The sequence below is a fragment of the Corynebacterium sp. TUM25020 genome, from assembly GCF_056388495.1.
The window spans coordinates 39,223-57,670 of the sequence record NZ_JBWJFG010000007.1 but is presented as its reverse complement, the minus strand read 5'-3'; the positions used below and the strand labels follow the sequence as shown (position 1 = coordinate 57,670).

Annotated in this window: 13 protein-coding genes; 7 read left to right on the top strand and 6 right to left on the bottom strand. The window is 60.5% G+C overall.

The window, feature by feature from the left end:
• The first annotated feature begins 49 nt into the window (after positions 1-49).
• Positions 50-2,449 carry a DUF2339 domain-containing protein gene (locus tag AC05K6_RS08385; RefSeq protein WP_476728302.1) on the top strand — a complete coding sequence of 800 codons (2,400 nt, stop codon included), beginning with the start codon at positions 50-52 and terminating at the stop codon, positions 2,447-2,449.
• Here AC05K6_RS08385 and uvrA read toward each other — a convergent pair.
• Complete coding sequence (gene uvrA / locus AC05K6_RS08380; protein ID WP_476728301.1) at positions 2,432-5,278, bottom strand: excinuclease ABC subunit UvrA; 2,847 nt, start codon at positions 5,276-5,278, stop codon at positions 2,432-2,434. The genes AC05K6_RS08385 and uvrA overlap by 18 nt on opposite strands.
• A gap of 74 nt (positions 5,279-5,352) precedes the next feature.
• Between uvrA and AC05K6_RS08375 the strand changes: the two genes are divergently transcribed.
• The 3 genes from AC05K6_RS08375 to AC05K6_RS08365 all read left to right on the top strand — a co-directional run bounded on the left by AC05K6_RS08375 (position 5,353) and on the right by AC05K6_RS08365 (position 9,590).
• On the top strand, positions 5,353-6,039 hold the full coding sequence (locus AC05K6_RS08375; protein WP_476728300.1) for an MBL fold metallo-hydrolase: 687 nt from the start codon (positions 5,353-5,355) through the stop codon (positions 6,037-6,039).
• A gap of 118 nt (positions 6,040-6,157) precedes the next feature.
• Complete coding sequence (locus AC05K6_RS08370; RefSeq protein ID WP_293791977.1) at positions 6,158-7,000, top strand: DoxX family protein; 843 nt, start codon at positions 6,158-6,160, stop codon at positions 6,998-7,000.
• Between the two features lie 289 nt (positions 7,001-7,289).
• The gene (locus AC05K6_RS08365) at positions 7,290-9,590 is read left to right on the top strand and encodes a HelD family protein (protein WP_476728299.1); all 2,301 of its coding nucleotides are present in this window, start codon (positions 7,290-7,292) and stop codon (positions 9,588-9,590) included.
• 9 nt (positions 9,591-9,599) lie between these two features.
• On the opposite strand, the gene AC05K6_RS08360 is transcribed toward AC05K6_RS08365, so the two are convergent.
• Both AC05K6_RS08360 and uvrB read right to left on the bottom strand, forming a co-directional pair.
• Positions 9,600-10,034 carry a universal stress protein gene (locus AC05K6_RS08360; RefSeq protein ID WP_293791982.1) on the bottom strand — a complete coding sequence of 145 codons (435 nt, stop codon included), beginning with the start codon at positions 10,032-10,034 and terminating at the stop codon, positions 9,600-9,602.
• 10 nt (positions 10,035-10,044) lie between these two features.
• Positions 10,045-12,174 carry an excinuclease ABC subunit UvrB gene (uvrB, locus tag AC05K6_RS08355; protein WP_408925802.1) on the bottom strand — a complete coding sequence of 710 codons (2,130 nt, stop codon included), beginning with the start codon at positions 12,172-12,174 and terminating at the stop codon, positions 10,045-10,047.
• Positions 12,175-12,265: 91 nt separating this feature from the next.
• Between uvrB and AC05K6_RS08350 the strand changes: the two genes are divergently transcribed.
• Positions 12,266-13,234 carry a YdcF family protein gene (locus AC05K6_RS08350; RefSeq protein WP_476728298.1) on the top strand — a complete coding sequence of 323 codons (969 nt, stop codon included), beginning with the start codon at positions 12,266-12,268 and terminating at the stop codon, positions 13,232-13,234.
• 3 nt (positions 13,235-13,237) lie between these two features.
• Here AC05K6_RS08350 and coaE read toward each other — a convergent pair whose 3' ends face one another.
• Together coaE and AC05K6_RS08340 are read right to left on the bottom strand one after the other, a co-directional pair.
• Complete coding sequence (gene coaE, locus AC05K6_RS08345) at positions 13,238-13,822, bottom strand: dephospho-CoA kinase (protein WP_476728297.1); 585 nt, start codon at positions 13,820-13,822, stop codon at positions 13,238-13,240.
• A 16-nt stretch (positions 13,823-13,838) separates the two neighbouring features.
• On the bottom strand, positions 13,839-14,186 hold the full coding sequence (locus AC05K6_RS08340; protein ID WP_476728296.1) for a hypothetical protein: 348 nt from the start codon (positions 14,184-14,186) through the stop codon (positions 13,839-13,841).
• Positions 14,187-14,247: 61 nt separating this feature from the next.
• Here AC05K6_RS08340 and AC05K6_RS08335 point away from each other — a divergent pair, with 61 nt between their 5' ends.
• Positions 14,248-15,501 carry a DUF4185 domain-containing protein gene (locus AC05K6_RS08335; RefSeq protein WP_476728295.1) on the top strand — a complete coding sequence of 418 codons (1,254 nt, stop codon included), beginning with the start codon at positions 14,248-14,250 and terminating at the stop codon, positions 15,499-15,501.
• Between the two features lie 29 nt (positions 15,502-15,530).
• Here the strand turns inward: AC05K6_RS08335 and AC05K6_RS08330 are convergent, their stop codons facing one another.
• Positions 15,531-16,847: an acetyl-CoA C-acetyltransferase gene (locus tag AC05K6_RS08330; RefSeq protein WP_476728294.1), complete on the bottom strand. Its 1,317-nt coding sequence runs from the start codon at positions 16,845-16,847 to the stop codon at positions 15,531-15,533.
• 261 nt (positions 16,848-17,108) lie between these two features.
• On the opposite strand from AC05K6_RS08330, the gene AC05K6_RS08325 reads away from it, so the two are divergent.
• Entirely contained in the window at positions 17,109-18,431 is a 1,323-nt protein-coding gene (locus tag AC05K6_RS08325; protein ID WP_476728317.1) for a 3-oxoacyl-ACP reductase, read from the top strand.
• Positions 18,432-18,448 lie beyond the last annotated feature (17 nt).

Here is an 18,448-nt window from a genome sequence, read left to right as displayed (position 1 = left end):
TCCGATCTCTAGGAGCGGGAGCTGGCCAAAGAAAAGCGACCTTTATGACATGAATGATTTTAAGAACAATCAGGATAGAAGGCACTCGAACGGGTCTAGTTCCGACAATAACCCATCCGATCTGGTGCAGCGCATCGAGGATGTTGCGCAAACGCATGCGAAGGTCCAGGCACAGCTGTTCGCTCTTCTGCGCGAGGTTGCTATTAATCAGCAGAAGCTAGCGACGCCACAAGCCGCTGCCGCCCCACAACCCAAACATGCCACGCAAGTTCCCTCTCCGCAGGCACGGCTCTCCTCCCCGGTACAGCCTCAGCGCACACAGCCACCTCAGCGCACGCAGCCACCGCAACAGACCCAACCACCGCAGCGAACACAGCCACCCCAGCAGGTGCAGCCACCACGACCTATGCCGACGCAGCCACCCCGCCCGACACGTCCGGTGGCGGCAACCCCATCAATGCAATCTCCCCGGCCACAGCAGGGACCTCCTCAGCAGAGCGAGCCGGAGCGTCAGCAACCTCAACGACGGCAGGCTCAACCGCAGGGGCAACAACCGCACCCTCAACCACGTCCCGCTCCCCAACCGGTTGCTGTCAATAGGCTAAAGCAGTGGTGGGAAAAGGAGGATCTGGTCACTCGCCTGCTAGCGATTATCGGCGGCTCGATCACCGTCGTGGGTCTTACCTTCCTGGCTCTGCTGGCCTATGCCTCTGGCATTCTAAGCCCAGAAGCCGCCGTCGTCCTCGCTGCTGTCCTCTGTGGAGGCCTGGCTTTTGCTTCTACCGTGATCCACCGGCGCCAGCCGGACGGAGTCGGCGCATCAGCATTGCTTGTCGTTGCCACGCTGGGTGGCCTAGCTGATCTGTGGGTCTCGGTGTTCCAACTGGATTGGTTCGGTGAAGCGCTCGGCAGTGTCCTGACAGTGGTAATATGCGCAGCTGCCTTGGGGCTTGCCTATACGTGGAAGAAGGAGATTCTGGCGGTCATCATCACCGCCTTTGCCCCACTTTTCATCGTTCCAATAGCCGCCGGCTTCCTTTCGATGTTCCCCGCCGACCAAATGACACAGCGAGAGATCCACAATGGCTATTTCGCGGGTAGCCTTTTGGCTGCCGCTATCTGCGGCTTTGCTGCTCGCTGGGGACGGCCGTGGTTCAAGCTACAAATCACCGCGACGATCACATACATGGCCGCGCTGTTCATGAGTGCCTCATTCGTCCTCACAACGTTCCTGCTTGGCGTAGTTGGATTCACTCTGATCGCGATCATCAGCTTCGTACCACCATGGGCTACGCGCCAGCTTCACATCAGTAGTGTCATTGCCGTCGTAGTGGTTCCTGTCCTTATCCTTAGCAGCCACGACTCTTGGGGAAGCATTGCCTTTATCTCGGTGGTAACACTTTTTGCCTACCTCATCGCGCACTTCAACGGAGCCATTTACAAAGTCGACTCCCATTACACAGCAAACGCTCCACTGCCTCCGACCGTGGCTACGTCCTTCCTGTTTTCGATCGCCGCGGGAACGCTGCCGATCGTCTTTCTCATCAGATTCTTCCGTTGGCAAAAACTCTCCGCGTTTAGCTATGGAGACCTTGAGGGTGTCCAGTTTCTGAACTACTCGACCGTAGCAATCGCCGTAGCCTTGCTGCTGTACTCCGCTGCAATTGTATGGGGACTGCCGCGGATATATAAGGCCATAGCCTGGATCTCATTGGTCTGCTCGTTCTTGGTGGTGTTCACCTATGCCCCGCAAAGCTGGGTTGAGGCAGACAACATGCGCATCCCGGACTCCGCGATTGTGCTCGTCACCAGCCTGGCGCTTTCCGTGGCCTTGGCTTACCGGCATAAGTACCTCTTGGATTCGGGTCTACAGGGCATTGCCGGTCGGGAAGCCCCCGGTGCGACGGTCAATCCCGAATTGATTCTTATGTGTATCGGCGGAGTCACACTCGTCTTGGCTTCGTCGGCGGTTCCCGCGGTTGCAATGGCCATCTCGGCCACAAAGCTGTCGTTCATGATCGCCCATGTTTTTATCTCCGTCAGCTGGATGTTGGGGGCGGTATATCTGCTGTACCGCAACAACTCGAAGCTGGGATTGATCCTGGCAATCATCGCCACCGGGAAGCTCGTGTTCTATGACCTCTCCGTTCTGGGTGGATTGGTGCAGGCGCTGGCATTCCTGATCTGCGGCATGGTGCTGCTCATTGCGGCGGTTACGCGCGAAAAGCCGAACAAGAGCAATGGCATTACAAACATCCAAACGAATGCTCAGGTGCCCGCTACGCGTATGGAACCCGCGGCACCGACGGGTTCCCCTGTTCCGCCCCATGTTCAGCAGCCCCAACGTCTAGCACAGCCACAGCGTCCGGCACAACCTCAGCAGTCCCAACAGCCCCAGCGTCCGGCACAGCCTCAGCAGCCAAGCCCTGGATCAGAGCATCGACCGTAGATAACGGCCTGTATGTGAGGCCTCCACCGTTGCAACCTGCTCCGGGGTTCCCTCGGCAACGACCGTGCCGCCACCGGAGCCACCTTCCGGCCCCATGTCCACAATCCAGTCGGCTGCCTTAATCACATCCAGGTTGTGTTCAATGATGAGCACGCTGTTGCCCTTGTCCACCAGCCCCTGGATTACCAGCATGAGCTTTCGGATGTCCTCGAAATGCAGGCCGGTCGTCGGCTCGTCCAAGATGTACACAGTGCGCCCGTTGGAACGCTTCTGCAGCTCTGCGGCCAGCTTCACGCGCTGCGCCTCACCGCCAGACAAGGTGGTTGCTGCCTGCCCCAGGCGCACATACCCCAGTCCAACATCCACCAGCGTGTTCAGGTAGCGCGAAATGGAGGTCACAGGTTCAAAGAACTCCGCAGCCTCAGAGATCGGCATGTCCAGAACTTCTGCAATGGACTTTCCTTTGTAGTGCACTTCTAGGGTTTCACGGTTGTAGCGCGCACCATTGCACACCTCGCAGGGAACATACACGTCGGGCAAGAAGTTCATCTCAATCTTCAACGTGCCATCGCCATGGCAGGCCTCACAGCGTCCGCCCTTCACGTTGAAGGAGAATCGTCCCGGGCCATAGCCGCGGACCTTCGCCTCCGTCGTCTCGGCGAACAGCTTGCGTATCTTGTCGAAAACGCCCGTGTAGGTGGCCGGGTTGGATCGCGGTGTGCGCCCGATCGGGCTTTGATCCACCTGCACCAACTTGTCGAGGTGCTCCGTGCCCGTGATCTTCTTGTGGTGGCCGGGCACCTGGCGTGCCTTGTTCAGGGTATTGCTCAACGACTTAGCCACAATGCCGTTAATCAGCGACGACTTACCCGACCCAGACACTCCCGTCACGACTGTCAGCACACCCAAAGGCAGGGTGACATCCACGTTCTGCAGGTTGTTCTCCTGCGCCCCGTGTACCTGCAACACACGACCCTTATCTATCTCACGTCGTTTTTCCGGCACCGCGAGGATTCGCTCGCCGGAGAGGTACTGGCCGGTTAGAGACTTCTTTTCTTTAAGGATTCCCTCAGGCTCGCCCTGGTAGACAATCTCGCCGCCGTACTCGCCAGCTCGCGGACCAATATCCACCAGCCAGTCGGCGGTGCGGATCGTATCCTCATCGTGCTCCACCACGATCAAGGTGTTCCCCAGATCCCGCAGATGCTGCAGAGTACGGATCAGACGTTCATTGTCGCGCTGGTGCAAGCCAATCGATGGCTCATCCAGCACGTACAGCACACCCGCCAAGCCCGAACCAATCTGTGTCGCCAAACGGATACGCTGCGCCTCGCCACCAGACAGTGTGCCCGCGGAGCGGGACATCGACAGATAATTCAGTCCGACGTCTAAAAGGAACTTCAGGCGCGCCTGGATCTCCCGTAGAACCGCCCCGGCAATCATCTCCTCGCGCTTGGTGAGAGAAAGGTTGTCCAGGAAACTACTGGCGTCGGCAATAGAAAGATCAGACACCTCGGCGATGGATAGTTCCCGATCCCCCGCAGCGATGGTCACGGCAAGGACCTCCGGCTTCAGGCGCGTACCGTCGCACGTCGGGCATGCAACCTCGCGCATGTAGCTGCGGTAGCGTTCCTTCGACCAGTCGGAATCGGTCTGGTCGAGCTTGCGCTTAAGGAAAGGCATCACGCCTTCGAAAGGCGCGTTGTAGTTGCGGGAGCGACCGTAACGATTGCGATAGCTCACCTTGATCTGAGTTTTGTGGCCATTCAGGAGGGCCTTGCGGTGGGCCGCCGAGAGCTCACTCCACGGGGACTTAGGATCAAAGCCCATCGCCTCGCCCAGCGCAGTCACAAGTTTGGTGAAGTACTTACTGTTCGGGCTCGAAGCCCACGGTGCAATCGCGTTAATGACCGGCGCATCCTCGTCCGGGATCACCAGCTTCTCGTCAACCTCCAGGCGCGTGCCCAAGCCGTCGCAGGCGGGGCAGGCACCGTAGGGAGAGTTGAAAGAGAACGTGCGCGGTTCGAGCTCTTCTAGCTGCACCGCATGGCCGTTGGGGCACGCCATCTTCTCGGAAAAGCGTCGCACGCGGTTCGGGTCGTCCTCTGGCAGGCCGACGAACTCGAGTGCCACAATGCCGTCGGCCAGCTTCAGCGCAGTTTCGATTGAGTCGGTCAGACGCTGCTTCTGGGAATCCTTAACCTGCAGACGGTCAACCACGACGTCGATGTCGTGCTTTACCTGCTTCTCCAGTGTCGGGGGATCCGACAGCTGGTACACAGCCCCGTCGACGCGCACGCGGGAGTAGCCCTGTGCGGAAAGATCCTCGAAAAGGTCCACGAATTCGCCCTTGCGGGTACGCACCACGGGCGCAAGTACCTGGAATTTCAGCCCCTGTTCCATCGCGAGGATCTGATCCACGATCTCTTGGGGAGTTTGGCGCTGGATCACCTCGCCGCACTTCGGGCAGTGCGGGGTACCGGTGCGGGCGTACAGCAGGCGCAGGTAGTCGAAGATCTCGGTTACCGTGCCGACGGTCGAGCGCGGGTTGCGGTTCGTGGACTTCTGGTCGATGGAAACCGCAGGGGACAGCCCTTCGATCAGCTCCACGTCCGGCTTATCCATGCGCCCGAGGAACATGCGCGCATAGGAGCTCAAAGATTCGACGTATCGGCGCTGGCCTTCTGCGAAGATCGTGTCGAAGGCCAGGGAGGATTTACCCGAGCCGGACAGGCCCGTAAACACGATCATCTTGTCGCGTGGCAGGTCGATATCCACGCCCTTGAGGTTGTGTTCGCTGGCTCCACGGACAATCAGCTGATCGGCCACTATTTACTCCTTAATTGTTGAAGCATCAACCCTGCTAGTCTACGCCATCGCCGAGACATCGCTAGTGTGGTGCCATGCAGCAAGTTACTGAATTTAGCCATCTTTCCGCACCGCGCGACGTGCAGGTTTTAAGTTCTGACGCCCATACGTATGCCGTTACCACCGTGGGTTCTATGGACAACAATGTGTGGTTGCTGTGCCGGGACGGCGAAGCGCTGCTGGTGGATGCCGCCGATGATGCAGAACACCTGCTGGGCCTGGCCGAACGGCTGGGTGTGCGCATCACCGATGTGCTCACTACTCACCAGCATGCAGACCACACTCGCGCGCTGGCAGACGTCCTAAAGGCGACAGGCGCCCGCCACCACGGGCCGCGCCTGGATGCCGAGGCGCTGCCCGTGGCGCCGGATCGGGTGTACGGAAACGACGAAGGTTCCCGGGAACCACTGGACCTGGCTGGTGCACAGCTGCCGGAGCTCGGCTTGCAGGTAGTCGAGCTCCGGGGCCACACCCCGGGCGGCTTGGCAGTGCTGGATTTGGCCGACGGGCGCGTGCCACGAGCGTGGGTGGGTGACAGTGTTTTCCCCGGTGGCGTCGGAAAAACAAACAATCCCGAGCAATTCCAGCAGCTCCTGGGCGACGTGCGCGACAGGATCTTCAACCTCCCGGAGGACACTCGCATTCACCCTGGTCACGGCGACTCCACTACCGTCGGAGCAGAAAAGGGCAAACTTGCGGAATGGGCCGCACGGGGTTGGTAGCAAGCGGTGTACTTCCACTCGGGACGTGGTCACTTCCGGTAACCTGGATGAGTGATCGAGCACGACTAAAATTAGTCAAGGGTCGTGCCACCAACGATTGAGGAGTGTGTAGACCCAAATGTTCCGTACCCTTGCCCGCCCTTTGCTGGCATCCGCTTTTGCCGTCGACGGTGCTCAGATGCTGCTGAATAGCAACGAGTACGCCGAGGACGCAAAGGCCATCAACGGCACCCTGCGTTCCGTTCTGCCGCAGGATAAGGCCGGCCTGATTCCAGACGATGCAGAATCCACCGTTCGCATCGTTGGCACCACCAAGGTTGTAGCTTCTGCCCTGCTGGCAACGGGTAAGGCTCCGCGCCTGGCTGCCGCCACCCTGGCTGCGGTACAGATCCCGACGGCTCTGTCCCGCCACGCATTTTGGAACGCCACCAATGGTGCAGAACGCAAGGAAGAGATCCGTGGCCTGGTTACCGACCTGGCTCTGCTGGGAGGCCTCGTCATCACTTCCGCAGACACCGCTGGAAAGCCGGGTCTGAAGTGGCGCGCACAGCAGGCAATGCCGGGTAAGTCCGAGCAGCAGAAGATGCTGGAGAACGCTCAGACCCAGTCCAAGGCTTTCGCCGCTAACGCTTCCGACCAGGCACAGGGCTTCTTTGCCAAGACGAAGGAAGTTGCCGGTCAGGTGCAGGAGAAGGTTGCCGACTATGTAGACGAGCACCAGGACGAGTGGAAGGAAACCGCCGAGAACCTGCGCGAGCGCGCAGCTGACTTCGGCGACCAGGCTTCCGATTACGCGCAGACCGCAGCTGCCAAGGCGCAGGGTGCGTGGGATGACTTCGACTCTGAAGCCCTGAAGAAGGATCTTCAGAAGGCTACCAAGAAGTCGCGCAAGCGTGCGCAGAAGGCACAGAAGCAGGCTCAGAAGCGCGCCAAGAAGGCACAAAAGCGCCTGCAGAAGTAGCCCTTTTTCTCCCCTCCTGCCGGTCTGGGTAGTGGGGAAAGAAAAAGAACCCCTGCCCAGGGGTTCTTTTTTTATGCTTGTTTCCCAGGATTCTGGCTGGGGTTCTGGCCGTGGCGCTTCTAGCGTGGACCGAAGTTCTGCATCAGGAAGTTGGCGATAATGCCGAGCGCTGCACGAACTCCCATCACGAACAACAGGCAAGAGAGTATGATGGCTTGCTCTACCCCTTTAGACGCCTGCAACACACCCGCAGACCACCGACTTAGACAGAAGGGAACCCGCAACCACCTTGGCGCCCAACAACGACATCGCCGCCGAGCAGAACTACCTCGACGATCTCCTCTCGCGGGTAGATAACGCCCGCCAGAGACTGGAACAACGCCTCAAGGCCGTCCGCCTTGAAGCCGATATCGACGACCCGCAGGGACTCATGGTTCGCGACCGCGAGGCAAGGGACATTGCCCAACGCCTCGATTCCTATTCCGCTGCAGAAGTTGGTTTGATGTTCGGGCGTATCGACGTCGAAGACCCGGAGGCGGAAAATCCCGCGCCTGGAAGCGAAAAGCTGGATCGCCGCTATATCGGGCGCATCGGATTGCACGATGATGACGAGCAGATGCGTACCCTCCTTATGGACTGGCGTGCTCCCCTAGCTCGCCCTTTCTACCTGGCCACTACCCTGCACCCCGACGGGGTACATACGCGACGGCATATCACCACTCGTGGCCGCACAGTACGCAGCGTGGCAGACGAGCAGCTTTCCAATACGCAAAACCCCGCTGATTCTGCGGGGGCGGGAGCGCGAGGTGGCGTCGCCAAAGAAGAGGCGCTGCTCGACGCAGTCAACAGAGCACGCACCCCATATATGCAGGACATCGTCGAGACGATCGCGGCGGAGCAGGATAAGATCATCCGCGCCGAACACCGCGGAGTAACTGTCGTGCAAGGCGCACCGGGCACTGGCAAGACGGCCGTCGCACTGCACCGCGCGGCATACCTGCTGTACACATGGCGTGAGCAACTGAGCAACACTGGCGTGCTGATCATCGGGCCAAACGACCGCTTCCTTTCCTATATCTCGCAGGTGCTTCCGTCTTTGGGCGAAACCGGCGTGGTGCTCGCGACCCCCGGCACCCTTCTGCCGAACCTAAAAACCGTGCCGGAGACGAACCTGCTGGCGCGCGAAGTGAAAGGCTCGGGGGAAATGCTAACGATCCTTTCCGACGCCATCAAGGCGTATCAAACCGTGCCGGACACCGACATCGAGCTCAGCATCGACGGACTCAACGTGCAGCTGACACCAAAGATGGTGCGCTCAGCCCGCACTCGTGCTCGCCGCAGCCGGAAGCCACACAACCACGCGCGAGCGGCCTTCCTAGACCACGGTCTCAACGCCCTGGCGGAGGCTTTGGGAGAAAACATTGGTGCCGACCCGCTTGGTGGCGCGAACCTGCTGGGTAAGGGGGACATTGCCACCCTGCGTGAGGAGCTCGGCGCAGACCCTGCGATCGTGGACGCGCTGGGGCAATTCTGGCCTGAACTGCACCCCACCGAGGTCTTAGAGCGGCTCTATGCAAACCCCGCGGCTATCGCCGTCGACTATGACGAGGACACTTGGCGCGGTCTTTCCGCACACCCCAGCGGTGAATGGACTGACGCCGACGCGCCACTCATTGACGAACTCATCGACTTGCTTGGCTATGTCTCCGACGAGGAGTCCGCGGCCGAGGAACGTGAACAATGGCTGGAGAAGATCGCGGAGGCGCAGGAGGCTCTCGACATTCTTACCGGCTCGGCTAGCCAAGACCTCGACGATGGCTTCGCGCCCGAGGTGCTGATGGCCTACGACGTCATCGACGCGGAAACGCTCGCCGCCCGCCAGCGGGTACGCGATCAGCGCACTACTGCCGAACGCGCTGCAGCTGATAGTCGTTGGGCCTTCGGGCATGTGATCGTGGACGAAGCCCAGGAGCTAAGCCACATGGCCTGGAGGATGGTTTTCCGCCGCTCGCCGAACAAGTGGATGACGTTGGTCGGTGACCCAGCGCAGACGGGCAACCCCGGTGGGGTGGATAGCTGGTCGGAGGCACTCTCGCCCTTCGTGGCCGACCGTTGGCAACTGCACCAGTTGACGGTGAACTATCGGACACCGAAAGACATTGCGGATCTTGCCGCACCTCTGTTGCAGCAGATCGATCCCGCTCAACCTGATCCCGTAGCGCTGCGAGAGTCCGGCACGGGCGTGCGCTATGTAGTTCCCACGGATGAGATGCCACTGTCGGAAGGAGTGCGGGAGGCCATCGCGCAAGCCCGTGAACTGACAGGCGAAGAGGGACTGATCGGTGTCATTGCCGCTGCCCCGGACGCCTTACGGTCGGCGATAGCCGAGCTGTTAGAGGCCACCGGCGCGGAAGTGGTGCTGGTCGATACGGCATCTGCGAAAGGGCTGGAATTCGACGAGGTTGTGCTGGTCGAGCCGGCGGACATTGTGGAGGCTTCCCCCCAAGGGCTCAACGATCTCTACGTAGCAATGACCCGTGCCACTCAGGGGCTTACAGTCGTACACACGCGCCCGTTGCCGTGGCGCTAGATTAAAGGCCTAGTCTTTCATCCCTACGGTGTGAACGATCATCACGTCGCATTCCGCCTGGCGCGCAGCGTCGGCAGGCACGCTTCCCAGTAGTCGGCCTGTCAGGGAATTGATCCCACGGTTTCCAACCACGAGCAGATCTGCTCCCTCGCTCTTCACGATGCTCATCAAAGCCTCGACCGGGTCGCCTTCCTTCAGCACCGCACGGATCTTTGCCGCCCCTGCGTCCTCAGCTTCTTTTCGTGCGGACGCCAACACCTCAGACGCAGACATTTCACCTTCCACTGCGGTGGTCTGCTTTGCCGCGGTATCCGCATGCTCCCCCACATACGCGCTGGCCAGAACAAGCTCTGCATTCATTGCTGCGGCCACGCCTGCGGCACGTCGCACTGCTAGAAAAGAAGATTCTGACCCATCGGTTCCGACCACGACTGTGTTGTACATAACCCCAATCTTACAACCCAGCGTCGATCATGCCCCGTAGTTCCTTTTTTAGGTCTGCAATTTCATCGCGCAAGCGACCAGCAAGTTCAAACTTCAGCTCCTTGGCCGCCGATTTCATCTGCTCGGTCATCTCTTGGATGAGCTTTTCTAGCTGTGGACGTGCCATTGGCTCATCGGTGGAGCCGCGTACCAGCGCCCAATCTGCTTCGGGCGATTCGCCCTTGCCACCGGAGGTGGTATCGGCGTCATTTCCTGCTTCTGCCTCAAGCTCCGCAACTTGATCCAAGATATCGGCGATCTTCTTGCGCAAGGGTTGCGGGTCAATTCCGTGCTCCTTGTTGTAGGCGATCTGCTTGGCACGGCGGCGCTCCGTTTCGTCGATGGCGTACTGCATAGAGTCAGTGACCTTGTCCGCGTACATGATGACTTCGCCCGAGACGTTGCGGGCTGCGCGACCGATGGTCTGGATCAGGGATCGTTCGGATCGCAGGAAGCCCTCCTTGTCCGCATCCAAAATAGCGACCAGCGATACTTCTGGCAGGTCAAGACCCTCACGCAGCAGGTTGATACCGACCAGCACATCGAATTCGCCGAGGCGTAGCTGGCGCAGCAGCTCCACGCGTTTGAGTGTGTCAATATCCGAGTGCATGTAGCGCACCTTGACACCATGTTCCAGCAGGTAGTCGGTGAGGTCCTCTGCCATGCGCTTGGTCAGGGTGGTCACCAGCACGCGCTCGTTCTTCTCGGTTCGCTGACGGATCTGCTCAATCAGATCGTCGATCTGGCCTTCGGTTGGACGCACCTCTACCTTCGGATCCACGAGGCCAGTCGGGCGAATGACCTGCTCCACATATTCGCCTTGGGCGGCGGCAATCTCGTAATCGCCGGGGGTCGCAGACATATAGACGCACTGGCCTTTACGATCGTCGAACTCCTCCCATGTCAATGGCCTGTTATCCAGGGCACTAGGCAGGCGGAATCCGTGCTCCACCAGGTTGCGTTTGCGAGACATGTCGCCTTCGAACATGCCGCCGATCTGTGGGACGGTCACGTGTGACTCGTCGATAATCGTGAGGAAGTCCTCCGGGAAGTAGTCGATTAGCGTAGCGGGCGCAGACCCTGCCGCACGTCCGTCAATGTGGCGGGAGTAGTTCTCGATACCGCTGGTGAAGCCCACCTGTTGGATCATCTCCAGGTCGTACTCGGTGCGCATGCGCAGGCGCTGAGCCTCCAACAACTTGCCGCGGTTTTCCAATTCCTCCAGCCGCTGCGCCAGCTCCTCCTTAATCGCCTGCATCGCCTTTTCCATGCGCTCCGGACCCGCCACATAGTGGGTGGCTGGGAAGATGCGCAGTTCGTCAACCTGACGAATCACGTCTCCCGTCAAGGGATGGATGTAGTACAGCGCATCAATGTCGTCGCCGAAGAACTCCACACGAACTGCCAGTTCCTCGTAGGCGGGGATGATGTCTACCGTGTCGCCCTTGACGCGGAAGGTGCCGCGGGTAAAGGCGACGTCGTTGCGGGAGTATTGGATATCCACCAGCAGGCGCAGGAACCGATCGCGTTCGACCTCCTCGTCGACCTTCAAGACCACCGAGCGGTCCAGGTAAGACTGCGGGGTGCCGAGGCCGTAGATGCAGGAGACCGAGGACACAACCACCACGTCCCGGCGCGATAGCAGCGCAGAGGTCGCGGAGTGACGGAGCCGCTCCACGTCTTCGTTAATGGAGGAATCCTTTTCGATGTACGTATCCGTCTGCGCGATATACGCCTCTGGTTGGTAGTAGTCGTAGTAGGAGACGAAGTACTCCACCGCGTTGTTCGGCAGCAGGCTGCGCAGCTCGTTGGCCAACTGTGCCGCCAAGGTCTTGTTTGGCGCCATCACTAGGGTGGGGCGCTGTTCCTTCTCAATTAGCCACGCCGCGGTCGCGGACTTGCCGGTACCGGTGGCGCCCATCAGCACCACGTCGCGCTCGCCTCTGTTTAACCGCTGGTGCAGTTCCTCGATAGCCTTCGGCTGATCGCCAGCGGGTTGATAGTCGCTGATGACTTCGAACTTCGCATTCGAGCGTTCGACCTCCCCTACGGGACGGAACTCGGAGTACGACAATTCGGGACGTTCTGCTGCAAAGGCCATGCGCACCAGTCTACGTGTCGCCCAGGACAGCACTCACTACCTCGCTCCCTTTGCCCAGCGCATCTACCCTTGCCACTCTAAGGTAATTCACATGAATCTCTCTTCCCGTGCGCGCTTTTCTTCCCTCGCTTCTTTCCTCACCGTCACTCTCTTTGCGGCGCCTCTTGTCGCACCGTCTGTCGCCCCCGCTGTAACCCCTACTGCCATAGCTACGCCTGCCATTCCACCGATCGTTGTCGGTCCCGCGCCGATCGGCCCCAACACCGTCGTTATTCCTGGCGATCTGTTGCCGGTGGGCCCCAGCGGGGCTCGCACTGCCCGCACTGTTGATGACGCCTACTCCGCAGCTGCCATAGCCGCTCAGTACATGAATAAGGATCCTCGCCCGGCGCTCGCTAGACTCTCCCCAGCTCGACGTACCGAGATCAAGCACATCCTGAGGGTTTTGGAAGCCCCCGTCCAAACGCCTGGAAAGTCCACCAGTCCGCGCGCAACCGTGGTTGTCCTCGGTAATGGTCTGAACCCGGACGGTTCTGTACACCCGAACCTACAGCGCCGCCTGGAGGTAGCCCGGGACTACGCCCTAAAGCACCCCGCCAGCCCTATCATCACCTCGGGTGGAAAGACCGAACATGGCCATGTCGAGGCCCAGGCGATGAAGAATTGGCTAGTCAAGGCTGGCATTTCCCCACAGCGCATTCATGTGGAAGGCAACTCCTGGTCCACCATTAGCAACGCATGGCACAGCGCGAAGGTGTTCGCTCGCATGAACAAGCATGCCACCAGCGCTCCCCGCAGTACGGCGTTGCCTCGCCAGCTGGTCATCGCGACCACCGATAGCCACCTGCACCGAGGTGTAAGTGACTACCGCATCGCCTTCGGCCCCCGTACCACCGTTTATGGCCTGGCTTCGAAGTCCGACCCAGTGCAGCAGCGGAACCTAGCCAAGGAACGCATGTCCCGCTACCGCGACGCGGTGGGATTGTATATCTTCCCGGAGACAGTCGTAGCCGACGGCCTTCCGCCGATCTTCGGAGCTGGTATCCCCCGCTTCTGGTAGGTTTTACAGCCCGTCCCAGAAGCCATCGACCTGAGCCAGCAGGTCTTCCAAACTGCCGGAGTTGTCCAACACCGTATCTGCAGCACTTAGGCGAGTCTCCCGATCGATCTGGGCGGCGATGCGGCGCCGGGCGTCGTCCTCATCCAGGCCGCGGTGCTGAACGAGGCGTTCGATGCGCAGCTCATCGGGAGCATCCACCACCAGTACATGATCGACCTTATTCACCTCGCCATTCTCAATGAGCAAGGGCATGTCGTAGACCAATACTTCCGCACCCGATTCCCTGCCCTGTTTGAATAGCTCCTCCGTGCGCGCACGAATACGCGGATGGGTGATCGCGTTGAGCTTCTTTGTGGCTTCCGGGGTCGCAAAAGCCTGGCGAGCCAACTCAGCACGGTTCAGCGTTCCATCGGGGTTTAACACCCCATCAAAGGCCTCCGCCAGCTCAGCCAAAGCTGGCTGAGCTGGTTCGACGATCTCGCGCGCCACCAGGTCGGCGTCAACAATAAAAGCACCGAGCTCCGCCAACCGCGACGAGACGGTTGACTTGCCCGATCCGATTCCACCAGTTAGCCCAATTGTGATCATGAAGCCATGCTAGCGGCTACAGGGAACCGGAAATGGTGTTCCCGGCCAAACGGCACTGGTAGTAGCTGGCGGCGAGGTTGCCGAAATCGACGCGCAAAGCATTGGCCTTGTAGATATCCTGCTCCGCGACGGCGGCATCCCACTTCTTACGCACCTCATCGATCTGCTGATTCAGGTTCTGGCATGCCTTCGGCACTCGCGAGGAGCTGCCGGAGCTGCCCGTCGCAGGCACCTCGACGGTGGGAAGCGGCTGGAGGGTCTCAGGTGCAGTGCCAGAGTCCGCAGCACCAGCGAGTCCCGCTGCAGTGGAAAGGGATAGGCAGGTAGCGGCGACGATGGAAGCGATGCGAGAGGATTTTGCCATATGGGTGAATATAGCGAAGCTCCCCAGGCGGTGCAGCACAACATGTGTAAACATTAGCTTCATGAAGAACACATTCAGCGCCCGTCGCTCCCTCGCAGCTACCCTCTCCACCGGCACAATCCTCGCCACCGCATCCGTGGTGACCGCCCTTTCCACTGGTCACGCCGCCGCAGACCCATGCTGGACCTACACCCCCACCATGAGCGATGGCCTGGCAGCTAGCAGCACCGGTTCCCTGGCAGGCAGCCTGGGGCAACCGCAATGGCTCACCGGTAAGCCCGAAGGAATGCCAAAGGTCACCGGCAACACCGAGGCACTGCACATGCTCACGGGGCGCTTTGGGCCAGATCGCACCGACAAGACCGGGCTTAGCTCCACCGACCTGGGCATCATGTGGGATTCCGGAGACGGACGCGTGCTCGCCGCCTTCGGCGACTCCTTCCGCTGCGGGGCCGGTAACAATGGCTGGCACTCCAATGCGCTGTACGAAACGGACGACATGGACCCCTCTAACGGGATCTACCTGACCGGCCCTGCCACTGGAAGTCGCTCCGAGGAGTTCCTCCCCGCATCGCTGAAGATCGACGGGGTGGAGAAAACCATTATTCCTACCGCCGGCATTGAGGTTAACGGTGCACAGTATGTGGACTTCATGTCCGTCCGCGACTGGGGTCGCCCAGGACAGTGGCGCACCAACTACGCCGCGACCGCGAAGTCCACTGATGGCGGTAAGACTTTCTCTGTGATCCGCGATTCCTACCGCAGTAGTTCCGTGGCCTCTGGGGATAGCCGCTTGCCAGACTTCCCCGCTCACTCCCCCGGCGCGGATAACTTCCAGATGACGGCCTTTGCTAAGCCTCCTCAAGGCACGGCTGCCGAGGGCGGCTATGTGTACGTCTATGGAACCCCTTCGGGGCGCTCGGGCCAGGCTCGGTTGGCGCGCATCAGCGAAGCGGAGTTCCCCGACTTCAGCTCTGCAGAATTCTGGGATGGCCAAGGATGGACCACTCGAATGGACGCGGCGAAAACTGTGCTGGACGGGCGAGTTTCCGAACTATCGGTGCAGTACAACAAGCACCTCGGCAAGTGGTTGGCTCTGTACGAAACCACCCAGGGCATGGTACTGCGGCAGGCCGATAAACCAGAAGGACCCTGGAGCAGCGAGAAAACACTGATCTCCAGGGCCCAGGTGCCGGATATCTACGGCGGTTTCATGTACCCACACCAGACTGACGGGAACCTGTACTGGGTAGCCACGTCGTGGAATAGCTACAACGCTGTGGTGTACAAGACCGATCTGGCGAAGGTCTTCTAGCGCTGCGAGAGCGCTAGGGCACTAGCGCACTAGCGCTCGATGATGGCGACGATGCCCTGACCACCTGCAGCGCAGATGGAGACCAGGGTGCGGCCACCGCCGTTTTGCTCCAGCACCTTCGCAGCGGTAGCGATGATGCGGCCGCCGGTAGCAGCGAACGGGTGGCCAGCTGCCAGGGAGGAGCCCTTGACGTTCAGCTTCTCGCGGTCGATAGCACCCAGAGCGCCGTCCAGACCCAGACGCTCGCGGCAGTACTCGTCGGACTCCCATGCCTTCAGGGTGGCGCAGGTCTGGGAAGCGAAAGCCTCGTGGATCTCGTAGAAGTCGAAATCCTGCAGGGTGAGGCTGTTGCGCTTCAGCAGGCGAGCAACCGCGTAGGTCGGGGACATCAGCAGGCCGTCCGGGGTCATGCCATCGCGACCGTTGATGAAGTCCACGGAAGCAACCTCGGAGTCCACCAGGTATGCCTTGACCGGGATGTTGTGCTCTGCAGCCCATTCCTCGGAGGAGATCAGGACTGCGGAAGCGCCGTCGGTCAGCGGGGTGGAGTTACCGGCGGTCATGGTGGCCTTGGTGCCGTGCTGCTCGGCGTCCTTCTTGCCGAAGACCGGCTTCAGCTTAGCCAGCTTCTCGACGTTGGAGTCCGGGCGCAGGTTGGTATCGCGCTGCACGCCCAGGAACGGGGTGATGAGGTCCTCGAAGAAGCCCTCATCGTAGGCCTTAGCCAATTTCTGGTGGGATTCTGCCGCCAGCTGATCCTGCTCCTCACGGGTCAGGCCGAACTCGCGGGCGGTGATGGCCGCGTGGTCACCCATGGAAAGACCGGTGCGGGGCTCGCCGTTGTTCGGCTGCTCCGGAGCCAGCTGGGAGGGACGGATCTGGCCGACCAGCTTCAGGCGATCGGTGGTGGTCTTCGCGTTGTTCAGCTTGATCAGGGTCTTGCGCAGCTGATCGTTGACGGCCAGCGGTGCGTCGGAGGTGGTGTCTACGCCGCCGCCGATGCCGGACTCGATACGTCCCAGGGCGAGTGCGTCTGCAACCTGCACCAGGGCAGCCAGGCCGGTGCCGCAGGCCATCTGCAGGTCGAAGGCCGGGGTGGTGGAGGACAGTGCGGAGCCGAGGACGGTCTCGCGCGTCAGGTTGAAGTCGCGGGAGTGCTTCAGCACGGCGCCGGCGACGACTTCGCCCAGCTCTTCGCCCTGCAGGCCGTAGCGTGCGACCAGGCCGTCGATGGCAGCGGTCAGCATGTCTTGGTTAGACGCGTTTGCGTATTCCTTGTTGGAACGTGCGAACGGGATGCGGTTGCCGCCCAGGATGGCGACCTTGCGGGGTGCTCCGTTAGTCATATTTTTGTGTCACTCCATCGAAGAATGTGAATTGAAAGAACGTTTTCCTACACGGTGTGCTCGATCACACCGTATGGTTATACATGAGAACATACATTGTCACGGCTATGCACGTGTACGTATTGCCGACAAGACTTGTATATTTCGCGCTCACTTGCCGCACATTGCGATGAGGAAGCGTAAATCTCCACGTAGTCTTCAACCACATACTTCTATCGACATGAGGAGTTTAAGCTAGTGCCTGAAAACCAGGATGCATACCTGAAGTTCATCAACTCGGATCTCGGCAAGAAGGTCTCCAAGCAGGTTGGCCTGCCGGTACCGACGAAGCTGCGTCGTTACAAGGAGGGCGAGCCCGCCCTGGACGGTCGCGTACTGCTGGGTGGCTCCGGTCGCCTGGTCGGCCGTATCGAGGAGCTGCTTGCCGACGATTACACCGTCTCCACTTCTGCTGGCGACAACAAGTACGCCGGCTTGGTTTTCGACGCCACCGGCATCACCAAGCCAGAGGATCTGCGCCAGCTGTACGACTTCTTCCACCCGGTCATGCGCCAGCTACAGCCCTGCGCACGCCTGCTGGTTATCGGCACCACCCCGGAACTGATCAACGACGTTGACGAGCGCATCGCTCAGCGTGCTCTGGAGGGCTTCACCCGCTCCGTCGGTAAGGAGCTGCTGCGCGGCGCTACCATCCAGCTGGTCTACACCGCTCCGGACGCTGCCGCCGATCTGGCTGGCCTGGAGTCCACCCTGCGCTTCGTGCTATCTGCTAAGTCGGCCTTCGTGGACGCACAGGTTATTCGCGTTGACGCCCAGTCCGCGACCGCCCCGGCTGATTGGAACAAGCCTTCCGAGGGCAAGATCGCTGTGGTTACCGGCGCTGCCCGTGGTATCGGTGCCACCATCGCAGAGGTGCTGGCTCGCGACGGCGCAAAGGTCATTTGCGTGGATATTCCGCAGGCTGGCGAGGGCCTCGCCGAGACCGCCAACAAGGTCGGCGGCACTGCCCTGCCGCTGGACGTTACTGCGGCAGACGCTGCGGACAAGCTGAAGGAGCACGCTGAGGCTCGCCACGGCGGTCCGGTCGACATCATCGTTCACAACGCTGGTATCACCCGCGATAAGCTGCTGGCCAACATGGACGAGGGTCGCTGGGATTCCGTTATCGCCGTGAACCTGGTTGCACCGGTTCGCATCACCGAGAAGCTGCTGGAGAACGGTGGCCTGGCCGACAACGGTCGCGTCATCGGTGTGGCCTCCATTGCCGGTATCGCCGGTAACCGTGGTCAGACCAACTACGGTGCTACCAAGGCCGGCGTGATCGGCTTTGTCGATTCCTTCTCCGACAAGCTGGCTGACCGTGGCATCACTGTCAACGCTGTTGCTCCGGGCTTCATCGAGACTCAGATGACCGCTGCTATCCCGTTCGGCACCCGCGTCGGTGGCCGTCTGCTCTCCTCCCTGCAGCAGGGTGGCGAGACCGTGGACGTTGCCGAGACCATTGCCTACTTCGCTTCCCCGGCTTCCCAGGCTGTCACCGGTAACGTTGTCCGCGTGTGTGGCCAGGCAATGCTGGGAGCCTAAGCCGAGCCTCTTCGAGC